Consider the following 12,458-nt stretch of genomic DNA (forward strand, 5'->3'; position numbering starts at 1 on the left):
TCGCGTGTGCGTGTCGCTCCCTCGTGTGGACGACACCGCAAACCTGCCCAAGTCCGGAACTTTCCGCTTTACTTCGTCTTTATCTGTATATAGTCCGATCCGGGGGAGTTCGATCAGGGGGATGATGACCGAGTTCTTACACGCCGTGCTGGGATTTCCGACTGTCCTCTTCAGCTTTCTGCTCGTGGTCGTGATCGGCTACTGGATAGCCGCCTTGACCGGGCTGCTGGACCTCGATGACGTCGACGCCTCCTGGCTCGGACTGGCCGGCGTGCCCGCCGGAGCCACGCTGTCCATCGTGATCGTCCTCGGCTGGCTGCTCAGCCTCATCGGCGGGCAGTTGGTGACCGGGCTGCCCCTTCAGCTCGCCGTGCTCATCGTGGCCCTGGCCGGCGGCTGGTCCGGCGCCCGCCTGCTGGTCAGCCCCTTGCGCCGCCTGTATCCCGACGACCGCGCGCCCTCGCGGCACGACTTCGTCGGCCGGCACTGCGTCATCCGCACCGGACAGGCCACCCCCGACTTCGGCCAGGCCGAGGTCACCGCCGCCGACGGGTCCTCTGCCGTCATCCAGGTCAGGACGACCGGAGACGACCGCCTGGCCCGCGGCGACAACGCCCTCATCTTCGACTATTCCCCCGACGGGGAAATCTTCCTGGTCATGCCCTACGAAAGGGATCACTGATGGGTGTCATCTCCACCGGCCTCGCCATCGCGCTGGCCGTAGCCCTCCTTGTCGTCATCGCCCTCCTGGTCGTCATCAGCCGCCTGTTCCGCAAGGTCGAGCAGGGCAAGGCACTGATCATTTCCAAGATCAACCGGGTCGACGTGACGTTCACCGGCGCTGTGGTGCTGCCCGTCATTCACAAGTCCGAGATCATGGACATCTCGGTGAAGACCATGGAGATCGTCAGGTCCGGCCGCGAGGGCCTGATCTGCCGCGACAACATCAGGGCCGACATCCGCATCACGTTCTTCGTCCGGGTCAACAAGACCGCCGAGGACGTCATCAAGGTGGCCCAGGCCATCGGCACCGCCCGCGCCAGCGACGAAGGAACGTTGCAAGAACTGTTCAACGCCAAGTTCTCCGAGGCGCTGAAGACCGCCGGCAAGCACCTCGACTTCGTCGACCTCTACACCAAGCGCGACGAGTTCCGCGACGAGATCGTCCGCCTCATCGGCACCGACCTCAACGGCTACAGCCTCGAGGACGCCGCCATCGACTACCTGGAGCAGACGCCGCTGGCCGCGCTGGACAAGTCCAACATCCTCGACGCGCAGGGCATCCGCAAGATCACCGAGCTCACGGCCCTCGAGCACGTGCGGACCAACGAGTTCCAGCGCGCCGAGGAGAAGGAGATCACCCGGCAGAACGTCGACGCCCGCGAGGCCATCCTGGAGCTGCAGCGCCGCCAGGCCGACGCCGAGATCAAGCAGAAGCGCGAGATCGAGACCACCCGCGCCCGCGAGGAGGCCGAGACCACCCGCGTCCAGGCCGAGGAGCGGCTCAAGGCGCAGGCCGCCCAGATCAAGACCGACGAGCAGCTCGGCGTCCACAACGAGAACCGCGCCCGCGAGGTGGCCGTCGCCGAGAAGAACAAGGAACGCGTCATCGCGATCGAGACCGAGCGGATCGAGAAGGACCGCATGCTCGAGGTCATCGCCCGCGAGCGCGAGACCGAGCTGACCCGCATCGCCAAGGACAAGGAGGTCGAGACCGAGAAGCGCTCGATCGCCGAGGTCGTGCGCGAGCGCATCGCGGTCGAGAAGACCGTCGCCGAGCAGGAGGAGAACATCAAGCGGCTGCGCGCGGTCGAGGAGGCCGAGCGCCTGCGCCAGACCACGATCATCGCCGCCGAGGCCGAGGCCCAGGAGAACCTGGTCAAGGACATCAAGGCCGCCGAGGCCGCGGAAGCCGCCTCGAAGTTCCGGGCCCGCGAGGAACTCGTGCTCGCCGAGGCCCGCCAGCAGGCCGCCGACCTCGACGCCCGCGCCAAGATCCGGCTCGCGGAGGGCATCCAGGCCGAGACGGCCGCGGCCGGCCTGGCCGAGGTGCAGGTGCGCGAGCGCGACGCCGAGGCGATCGAGAAGGTCGGCCGCGCCGAGGCGCTGGTGCTCAGCGAGCGGCTGCGCGCCGAGGCCGACGGCGCCAAGGCGATGGCGCTGGTCGAAGGCGACAGGCTCAAGGCCAGGGCGGAAGGCGAGCAGGCGCTCGCCCTCGCCGAGGCCGCCGCGGTGGGCGAGAAGCTCAAGGCCGAGGCAGAGGGTCTGACCGACAAGGCCGCCGCGCTGGCCGCGCTCGACGAGGCGTCGCGGGCGCACGAGGAGTACCGCCTGCGGCTGGAGGCCGACAAGGAGATCCACCTCAAGCGCATCGAGGTGCAGGCGCAGGTCGCCGAGTCGCAGGCCAGCGTGCTGGCGGCCGGCCTGGCCAAGGCCGACATCGACATCGTGGGCGGGGAGACGATGTTCTTCGACAAGGTCGTCGGCTCGATCACCGCGGGCAAGGCGGTCGACGGGTTCGTGGAGCACTCGGCCATCACCAGGACGCTGGCCGAGCCGTACCTGAACGGGACGGCGAGCCTGCCCGCGGACCTCGCGGCCGTCCTCGGCGGGGTGCGCACCGAGGACCTCAAGAACATCACCGTCTCGGCGCTGCTCATGCAGCTCATCCAGAGCGGCGGCCCGGAGGGCAAGCTCAACGAGCTGCTGGAGACCGCGCGCAGGCTCGGCGTGGCCGACTCCTCGGTCGCCGCGCTGAAGGTCTGAGGCCGTGGCGGACCTAGAGGCGGGCACCTATGAGGTGCTCAGAAACCGGCTCCAGGCGCAGGCCAAGGTGCTGGCGCAGGCCGCCGAGACGGTCAACGCCGAACGGCTGAAGGTCTTCGGCGGCGCCGAGCTCACCCTGCTGGGCACCGAGCGGATCAGGACCGAGAACAACTGCGTGCCCCGGGACATCGTCTCGGTGGGCGAGGTGATGGTCTTCGGCTACAACGTCTTCATCGGGCTCAAGCCGGAGACGGCTGTGGACGACGTGTTCGCCGTCCACAGGTTCACGCGTGACGGCGAATCCTTCCGCTTCGATCCGGCACAGTGGGGTGCGCTCACCGACCCCGCGTTCCGGAAGGACTTCGCCGAGTTGTACCGGTACTACAAGGAGACGCGCCTGCACACCCTGCGCCGGGTCGAGGGCAAGCTGCTGGCCGTCTTCCAGGCCGGGCCGAGCGACACCAAGGTCCTGCGCTGGGACCTGTCCGGCAAATATCTCGACAACCGCGGCGAGCGCGACCACGTCTTCCCGCCCTCCCACGACTTCGAGTGGATCCCCACCACCCGCGACGACCACGTCCTCGGCCGCCATCCCCACATCTCCATCGAGGGCGAGGTCTTCGTCGAGACCGTCGGCGGCGACCTCACCATCAAGGTCGAGGACAACACCGAGAGCGGCCACGGCATCTACAACGAGCCGGTCACCGAGGCGCTGCAGTCGCTGGCCGACGCCGACGTCTCCTACGCCCGGGTGGGGCCGCTCATCCTGCTGCGCATCCGCCCCTACAAGGAGCCCGACTGGCGCCACCTGGTGTTCAACACCCGTACCAAGGCGGTCGTCCGGCTCGACGGCATCGGCCAGGCGTGCCAGCGGCTGCCCGAGGACCAGGGGCTGATCTTCCCCGGCGGCTATTACCTCGCCACCGGGGCCAGCAAGACCTTCGACACCGACGTCACCGACCTCGAGTTCGAGCGCGTGGTCCGCTCGCCCAACGGGGAGGACGTCCTCTACGTCTTCCACGCCCGGGGCGACGGCCGCTCGCTGCTGCTGCCGTACAACGTGATCAGGAAGGAGGTGGCCAACCCCATCCCGTGCCACGGGTTCAGCCTGTTCGACGACGGCACGATGGTGGTCTTCCGGGCCGTCTCCGACGAGCCCACCCGGGTCCACCCGATGCAGGTGTGGCAGACGCCGTACGTCTCCGACACCTACGCCGCCGCCCAGCCCACCGGCACCGGCCCGCTGGAGCGCATCGGCAACGCCGAGCTGGTGCGCGGCATCTCCGACGCCCTGTCCGTGGCGCGCATGGTCGAGGAGATGGCGCCCTCGGCCGCCACCTTCGAGGCGCTGATCGCCGCCTGCACGCGGGCCGCCGACCACTACCACTGGCTCGGCGAGCACGGCCTGCGCGAGCCGCTGGCCGACGTCCGCGCCACCGCCGAGCAGGTGCTCGACGAGTACGAAAACGTCGAGCAGCTCACCGCCCAGGCCGCCGCCGCGCTGGCCACCGCCGCCGGGGAGACCACCCAGCTCGTACGGCAGGCCCGGGGCGACCTGCCGGCGACCGCCGACGCGTGGGTCAGCCTGCTGGCCACGCTCCGGCGGGCCCAGGGCAGGCTGGTGACGCTGCGCGAGGTCCGCTACGTCGACCTCGGCGCACTCGACACGCTCTCCGGCGAACTGGCCGCCGAGCTCAAGGACACCGGCTCGCGGGCGGTGGAGTTCCTACGCGGCCAGGACGCCTTCACCGGCTACCACGAGGCGGTCGGCCGCCTGGCCGCCGACGCGGCGGCGATCGCCAGCGTGGCCGACGCCGCCCCGGTGGCCGAGCGCCTGGCCGCGCAGGCCGAGGGGCTCGAGGTCGTCACCGAGGTGGTCGGCTCGCTCGACATCGCCGACGCCACCGTGCGCACCTCGATCCTGGAGCGCATCGCCGAGGTGCTGGGCGAGGTCAACCGCGCCCGCGCCGTGCTGGACGGCAGGCGCAAGGAACTCCAGGCCACCGAGGGCAGAGCTGCCTTCGCCGCCGAGTTCGCGCTGCTCGGCCAGGCGATCACCGGCGCGCTGGCCATGGCCGACACCCCCGAGCGCTGCGACGAGCAGCTCGGCCGCCTCATGCTCCAGCTCGAAAACCTCGAATCCCGCTTCGGCGAGTTCGACGACTTCGCCGCCCAGCTCACCACCAAGCGCGAGGACGTCTACGAGGCGTTCTCCGCCCGCAAGCAGAGCCAGCTCGACGAGCGCGCCCGCCGCGCCGACCGGGTCTTCGCCTCGGCCGAACGCATCCTGTCCAGCGTCGCCAGGCGGGTGTCCACGCTGGCCTCGCTGGACGAGGTCAACACCTACTTCGCCACCGACCCGATGGTGGCCAAGCTGCGCTCGGTCTCGGCCGAACTCCGCGCCCTGGGCGACCCGGTCCGCGCGGAGGAGCTGGACGGCCGGATCAAGTCCGCCCAGCAGGAGGCCGGCCGTGCCCTGCGCGACCGCCTCGACCTGTTCGACGAAGGCGGCGAGACGCTGCGGCTGGGCCGGCACCGCTTCGCCGTCAACACCCAGCCGATCGACCTCACGCTGGTGCCCCACGACGGCGCCCTGCACTTCGCCATCACCGGCACCGACTACCGCGCCCCGGTCCCCGGCTCCTTCGCCGACACCCGCCCCTTCTGGGACCAGCTCCTGGTCTCGGAAACCCCCGACGTCTACCGCGCCGAGCACCTCGCCGCCTCCCTCCTCGACACCGTCCCCCCGGGCGCCGACCTGGCGGATCTGGTCCGGCGGGCCGCCGAGGAACGCTACGACGAGGGCTACGAGCGCGGCGTCCACGACCACGACGCCACGCTCATCCTCGATACGCTGATCCGCCTGCGCGACGGCGCCGGACTGCTCCGCTACTCCCCGGCCGCCCGGGCGGCGGCCCAGCTCTTCTGGACCTTCGAAACCTCCGAGGTTTCACGTAAAACATTCACCACCAGAGCGTCATCCCTGGTCCGGGCCCGCGCGGCGTTCGGCCGCAGGGACGCCGCGGCCGGTCTGGCCGCGGAACTCGCCGCCCTGATCACCGCGCCCGAGCACGTGGCCGGGGAAGCCGCCGAATACCTCGTGGAGGAGCTGGCCACCCCCTCGACCGGCTTCGTCACCAGCAAGGCCGCCCGCACGCTGGCCGACGCCTTCCGCGCCCAATTGGGCCCGGCCCAGCACCGCGCCTTCGAAGACGACCTGAAGGCGCTGGAGCTCCCGGCCCGCATCCAGCTGGCCGAAGCCTGGCTGGGCGCCTTCGACCAGTCCCCCGAGCTGCCCGAGGCCATCGCCCTGCAGCTCTGCGCCGACCTGCCCCGCTACGACTCCAGCGCCTCGGTGGTCGCGGAGGCGGACGGCCTGCTGGGCGCCCATCCGCGCATCGCCGACCGCAAGCTCCCCATCCGCCTCGACGAGGTCCTGACCCGCACCCGGACCTTCGCCACCGAACGCGTGCCGGCCTTCCGCGCCTACCAGAAGCGGCGGGTGGAGCTGGTGGCGGCCGAGCGCTCACGGCTCCGGCTGGAGGAGTACAAACCCAAGGTCATGAGTGCCTTCGTGCGCAACCGCCTGCTCGACGAGGTCTACCTGCCGCTCATCGGCGACAACCTGGCCAAGCAGCTCGGCGCGGCCGGATCCGGCAAACGCACCGACCAGATGGGCCTCCTGCTGCTCATCTCCCCGCCCGGCTACGGCAAGACGACCCTGATGGAATACGTCGCCAGCCGCCTGGGCCTGGTCTTCGTCAAGGTCAACGGCCCCGCCCTCGGACACGCGGTGACCTCCCTGGACCCCGAGGAGGCGCCCGACGCGACGTCCCGGCAGGAGGTGGAGAAGATCTCCTTCGCCCTGGAGACCGGCAACAATACGCTCCTCTACCTGGACGACATCCAGCACACCTCACCGGAGCTGCTGCAGAAGTTCATCTCGCTGTGCGACGCCCAGCGCCGCATCGAAGGCGTGTGGAACGGCCGCACCCGCACCTACGACCTGCGTGGCAAACGCTTCGCCGTCTGCATGGCGGGAAACCCCTACACCGAGTCCGGCAAACGCTTCCGCATCCCCGACATGCTCGCCAACCGGGCCGACGTGTGGAACCTGGGCGACGTGCTGTCCGGCCGGGACGAACTGTTCGCGCTGAGCTACGTGGATAACGCCCTCACCTCCAACCCCGTGCTCGCGCCCCTGTCCACCCGTGACCGGGCCGACGTCGAGCTCCTGGTACGGCTGGCCCGCGGCGACCAGTCGGTCCGCGCCGACCAGTTGAAGCACCCGTACTCCAAGGTCGAGCTGGACCAGATCCTGTCCGTGCTGGGCAAACTCCTGCGCGTCCAGGAGGTCGTGCTGGCCAACAACCAGGCGTACATCGCCTCGGCCGCCCAGTCGGACGACGCCCGCACCGAACCGCCCTACAAACTGCAGGGCTCCTACCGCAACATGAACAAACTGGCCGAGCGCATCGTGCCCGCCATGAACGACGCCGAACTGGAGGCGGTGATCGACGACCATTACGTGGGCGAGGCCCAGACCCTGACCTCGGACGCCGAAGCCAACCTCCTGAAACTGGCCGAACTCCGCGGCCGCCTCACCCCGGCGGAGGCGGAACGCTGGGCCCAGATCAAATCGGCCTACCTGCGCTCCCGCGCGCTGGGCGGAGCCGAGGACGACCCCATGACCCGAGCCGTAGGCGCCATCGGCCTCCTGGCCGACCGCGTCACCGACATCAGCACCGCCATCCGCCAATCCACCCCCGACCCAGACAGCCAATAACCCTCTCGCACGGCACCCCTCGCACGGCACCTCTCGCACGACGCCTGCCGCACGGTGCCCGCCCGCACGGCGCCTGTCACTCGGCGCCTGTCACTCGGCGCCTGTCACTCGGCGCGTGCCGCACGGTGCCTGCCGCACGGTGCCCTCGGACGTGGGGCACCGTCCTGCGGTGCCCAGGTGAGCGCGGCACACCCGCATGCGATGCCCCTCGGGCATTGGACGCCCTCCTGCGGCGCCTCGGTGGGTGTCGCACGCATGCAGGACCCCGCGGGCATGGGACACCCGCATTGTGGTGCCCCGGTGGGCGTCGCGCTGCTTCCAAACCGGCTGACCTTCCATCCGGGCAGGCCCCACACCCCGGCCAGGCGCCACACCTGGCCGGGTCCCGCACCCCGACCGGGCGCCACACCTGGTCGGGCCCACACCCGGCCGGGCCCCGCACCCACGCCCGGCCAGCCCACGCCTCGGCTACCGCCGGGTACCCCCCGGGCCGGGCAGGCGGCCCGGGGGGCCGGGTCAGGCGGCTTGGAGGGTGGTGGGGTGGCCCTGGTGGAGGTGGAGGTGGGAGCCCTGGAAGGCGGTGCGCATGCGGCGGTCGTGGGTGACGATCACCAGGGCGCCCCGGTACTCCGACAGGGCCTCCTCCAGTTGTTCCACCAGCAGCGGTGACAGGTGGTTGGTCGGCTCGTCCAGCAGGAGCAGGTCGACCGGGGAGCTGACCAGGCGGGCCACGTCGATGCGGCGCCGCTGGCCGTAGGACAGCTGGCCAACCCGCAGCCGCAGGTCCTCGGGCCGGAACAGGCCCATGGACAGCAGTTCGTCCGCGTGGTCGTCCAGGCTGCCCGGCCGGCCTTCCGCGTAGGCGCGCAGCACCGTCTGGCCGGGACGGATGGGGCGTTCCTCCTGTCGCAGGTAGCCGACCTTGCCGGGGCGCCGCAGGGTGCCGGCGTCCGGGGTGAGGTCGCCGGCGAGCACTTGGAGCAGCGTGCTTTTGCCGGCGCCGTTGGGCCCGGTCACCAGCAGGCGTTCTCCCTGCCTGATGCGCAGGGAGTCCAGGGTGAGCCGGCCGGAGACGTGGATTCCGGTCAGCTCGGCCACGGGCGCCTGCCGTACCTCACCGAGGGCGGTCACGCTCGCGGTGAAGCGGAGGGGGTCGGGCGGGGGCGGGACGGGGTTGGCGCGCAGGTGTTCCAGGCGCTGGTTGGACTGGCGGATGCGGCTCATGGCGCCGTGGACCCGGGAGCGGGCGCGCCAGGCGCCGGTGCCCATGTTGGCCAGGATGGCTTTGCGCGGGATGGCGCCGAGGCGGGAGGCGTTGGCGGTGACGAGGTTGGCGTGGCGGGCCAGCTCGTTCTTCCATTCCTCGTGTGCCAGCGCCCATGCCGCCCGTTCGGCCGCCTTGGCCGTGAGGTAGCCGGTGTAGCCGTTGCCGTAGCGGCGTACCCGGGCCTGGTCGACCTCCAGGATGGTGGAGGTGATCCGGTCCAGGAACACCCGGTCGTGGGTGATGGCCACGACCGTGCCCCGGTGTGCCCGCAGGTGCTCTTCGAGCCAGGCCACGGCCTGGTCGTCCAGGTCGTTGGTGGGCTCGTCGAGCAGGAGCAGTTCGGGGCGGGCGGCCAGTGTGGCGGCGAGGGCCAGGCGGGAGCGTTCGCCTCCGGAGAGCGTGCCGAGAGGCCGGGTCCGGTCCAGGCCGGGGAGGCCGAGGCCGTGGAGGGCGATCTCGACGCGGGCGTCGGCGTCGTAGCCGCCGCGGGCTTCGTAGGCGGCGATCAGCTCACCGTAGGCCGCGAGTTCCGCGGGTCCGGCGCCGGGCAGGTCGGCTTCGGCCGCGCGTATGCGGGATTCGAGGTCCCGCAGGTCGCGCAGCGCCCAGTCGATCGTGTCCGCGACCGTGGCGCCGGCGGGCAGGTCGAGCGCCTGGGGCAGGTAGCCGGTGCCGCCGGGCGCGACGACGGTCAGCTCGCCGTTGTCGGCCGGCTCGACTCCGGCGATCACCCTGAGCAGGGTGGACTTGCCGGAGCCGTTGTCCCCGATGACGCCGACCTTCTCGCCGGGTTTGACGGTGAAGGAGACCTGGTCGAGGACGACGCGGTCGTCGTAACGCTTGGTGATGCCGGCGAGGGAAAGTTGGGCGGTACGCATAAAGCGGCCACCTCCGATTCTCGGCACAATGCCGCATCGAAACGAAAGGAGATCGATGGCGGGACGGACGCGGAGCAGCGCTCTACGCGGCCGGTGCGAGAATCACAGGGAACCCATGCGGAGTAGGTTGGGGCAAAATCTGGGTTCTGTCAAGACCGTTATGTCGACGAAGTGAGGATCGCGGTCGCCTCCCTCTGCACGGCCGCCGCCTTGGTGAGGTAGTCGAGGATCAGCTCGAGTTGCTCGTCGGTGTAGGTGTCGTAGAGCTCGGCCAGCCCGCGCATCAGCGGCTCGAACACCGCCACCGCCTCGGGTGAGGCGAACTGGTCGGGGTTGATCTCGACGATGATCCGCCGCCGGTCCTTGAGGTCGCGTATCCGGCGCACCATCCACTTGGCCTCCAGGCGGTCGACCAGCCCGCTCACGGAGGCGGGCGCGAGCCCGGTGTGTTGCGAGAGCTCGCCGGCGGTCAGCGGGCCACGGCGTTGCAGCAGGTCGAGGGCCTTCCATTCGGTCACGCCGAGCCCGAGCAGCGCGCTCATCGCCGTGTGGTACATCACCGCGGCGTTGCTGCTCTCCCGCCCCGCCCAGCCGAGCGCGTCGAGAAGATTCTTTCGGTTATCCGAAATATCGCTGGACACGGCTTTCCTCCTGAAATATATTTCGTTCGACCGAACGAAAGGTTATCACGATGAAGGCTCTCATCACAGGGTGCGGCATCGGCGGGCCGACGACCGCGATCGCCCTGCAGAAGGCGGGCATCGAAGCCGAGATCTTCGAGGCCCACGGCACCGGCGCGGAAGGCGTCGGCTCGTTCCTCAACATCGCCTCCAATGGCCTGGCCGCGCTCCGCATCCTCGGCATGCACCACGAGGTCATGGCCGCGGGCATCCCGACGCCGCTCATGGTCATGTACAGCGGCTCCGGCAAACGCCTGGGCGAGGTCGCCAACGGCCTGCCCCTCGACGACGGCACCGTCAGCCACACGATCCTGCGCACCGACCTCTACCGCATCGTGCGCGACCACACCGCCGCGCGGGGCATCACGATCTCGTACGGCAAGCGCCTGGTAGCCGTAGACGACACCGGAGACGGAGTGGTGGCGCACTTCGCCGACGGCACCACCGCCACAGGCGACATCCTGATCTCCGCCGAGGGCGTGCACTCGCGCACCCGCGCGATCCTCGACCCGCAAGCCCCCGGCCCCCGCTACTCCGGCCTGTACAGCTTCGGCGGCGTCACCACCTTCGACGGCCTGACCAGCGACCTGGGCACCTACAACATGATCTTCGGCAAGAAGGCGTTCTTCGGTTACACCGTGGCCGCCTCCGGGGAGGTCTGGTGGTTCGCCAACCTGCCGCGGCAGGAGGGTGACGTGCCGGACGACTGGCGGCCGGTGCTCGTGGACGCCTTCCGCCACGACGCCAACCCCACCGCCGAGCTCGTGCGCCACAGCCCCATCGCGCTCGGCTACCCGATCCACGACCTGCCGCCCGTCCCGGTCTGGCACCGGGGCCGGGTGGTGCTGACCGGGGACGCCGCCCACGCCACCTCGCCCAGTTCCGGCCAGGGCGCCTCGCAGGCCATCGAGGACGCGATCGTGCTGGCCCGCTGCCTGCGTGACGCCTCCGGTCACCGGGAGGCGTTCGCCGCCTTCGAGGCGGAACGCCGCGAGCGGGCCGAGCGGGTGGTGGCCTACTCGCGCACGATCAGCAACAGCAAGGCCGCGGGCCCGGTGGCCCGGGTGATCCGCGACCTGATGATGCCGATGTTCCTCAAGAAGGCCGCCGGCCAGGAGTCACTGGCCTGGTTGTACCGTCACCACGTCACCCTGTGATCGCCAGCATGGCCTGGGCGATGGACTGGGCACCGGCGGGCAGGAGCGGCAGCCGTACCTCTCGGGAGGCGATCAGCCCCTGCTGGTGGAGCACGCCCTTGATCACGGTCGGGTTGGGCTCGGCGAACAGGGTGGCCGAGAGCTTGGCCAGCCGGTGGCCCAGGGAGCGGGCGCGGGCGGCGTCGCCGGAGCGCCAGGCGTCCACGAGCGCGACGTACTGGTCGGTGGCCAGGTGCGCCGAGGCCAGGATGCCGCCGGAGGCGCCGAGCGCGAGCATCGGGGAGATGAAGGCGTCGTCGCCCCCGAGCACGTCGAAGCCGGTGGGCAGGTCCGCGAGCAGGTTCACGGCGTCCTCGTCCACGCTGCCCGCGGCGTACTTGACCCCGGCGATCATCGGGTGCGCGCCCAGGTGGCGCAGGGTCGCGGCACTCACCTGCTGACCGGTCCGGTAGGGGATGTGGTAAATGACCAGCGGGACCGGAGACGCCTCGGCCAGCGCCTCGAAATGGGCGATCACTCCGCGTTCCGACGGGCGCAGGAAGTAGGGGACGGGCACCAGGGCGGCGGTGACCCCGTCGGGCAGCGCCCGCAGGGCGGCGACCGTGGAGCGGGTGTCATTGCCGGACACGCCGAGGATGAGCGGGACGTGCCGCTCACCGGTGACCCGCACGCACGTCGCGATCACCGCGGCGCGTTCCTCATCGCTCAGCATCGCCACTTCGCCGGTCGTGCCAAGCCCCACGAGTCCGCTCGCGCCCTGGTCGAGCACATGGTGGGCAAGCTTCTCCGCCGTATCCAGATCGACCCGGTCGTCGATGGTGAAAGGCGTGATCAGCGGTACGTAGATTCCTCTCAGCATGGTCCGACTGTGAGGCACCTATATTGATTAGGTCCAGCGCCGATTTCTACGGTTGAGTTTAAGCT

The 12,458-nt window shown here is 70.3% G+C and carries 7 protein-coding genes; 4 read left to right on the forward strand and 3 right to left on the reverse strand.

The features are described from left to right. Positions 1-121 precede the first annotated feature (121 nt). From FVE25_RS46120 to FVE25_RS46130, 3 genes are read left to right on the forward strand one after another with little or no spacing between them, the layout of a single operon-like run. The gene (locus FVE25_RS46120; protein WP_246268522.1) at positions 122-682 is read left to right on the forward strand and encodes an OB-fold-containig protein; all 561 of its coding nucleotides are present in this window, start codon (positions 122-124) and stop codon (positions 680-682) included. After that, positions 682-2,766 carry an SPFH domain-containing protein gene (locus tag FVE25_RS46125; protein WP_157253874.1) on the forward strand — a complete coding sequence of 695 codons (2,085 nt, stop codon included), beginning with the start codon at positions 682-684 and terminating at the stop codon, positions 2,764-2,766. The genes FVE25_RS46120 and FVE25_RS46125 overlap by 1 nt, the downstream gene beginning before the upstream one ends. Positions 2,767-2,770: 4 nt before the next feature. Then, positions 2,771-7,552 (forward strand): DNA repair ATPase, encoded by a 4,782-nt coding sequence (locus FVE25_RS46130; RefSeq protein WP_157253875.1) that lies wholly within the window; start codon positions 2,771-2,773, stop codon positions 7,550-7,552. A gap of 516 nt (positions 7,553-8,068) precedes the next feature. Here the strand turns inward: FVE25_RS46130 and FVE25_RS46135 are convergent. Next, positions 8,069-9,697, reverse strand: coding sequence for a TlrC/CarA/OleB/SrmB family ABC-F type ribosomal protection protein (locus tag FVE25_RS46135; RefSeq protein WP_157253876.1), 1,629 nt, complete (start codon positions 9,695-9,697; stop codon positions 8,069-8,071). A gap of 158 nt (positions 9,698-9,855) precedes the next feature. Continuing rightward, a complete protein-coding gene (locus tag FVE25_RS46140; RefSeq protein WP_246268523.1) occupies positions 9,856-10,338 on the reverse strand; it encodes a MarR family winged helix-turn-helix transcriptional regulator in 483 nt (160 codons plus the stop codon). A gap of 50 nt (positions 10,339-10,388) precedes the next feature. Between FVE25_RS46140 and FVE25_RS46145 the strand changes: the two genes are divergently transcribed. Further along, the gene (locus FVE25_RS46145) at positions 10,389-11,534 is read left to right on the forward strand and encodes an FAD-dependent monooxygenase (protein ID WP_157253877.1); all 1,146 of its coding nucleotides are present in this window, start codon (positions 10,389-10,391) and stop codon (positions 11,532-11,534) included. Here FVE25_RS46145 and dapA read toward each other — a convergent pair. Beyond that, complete coding sequence (dapA, locus tag FVE25_RS46150) at positions 11,524-12,393, reverse strand: 4-hydroxy-tetrahydrodipicolinate synthase (protein ID WP_157253878.1); 870 nt, start codon at positions 12,391-12,393, stop codon at positions 11,524-11,526. The two genes, FVE25_RS46145 and dapA, sit on opposite strands and share 11 nt — an antisense overlap. Positions 12,394-12,458 lie beyond the last annotated feature (65 nt).

The sequence above is a fragment of the Nonomuraea typhae genome (genome assembly GCF_009760925.1).
Taxonomy (GTDB): Bacteria; Actinomycetota; Actinomycetes; order Streptosporangiales; family Streptosporangiaceae; genus Nonomuraea; species Nonomuraea typhae.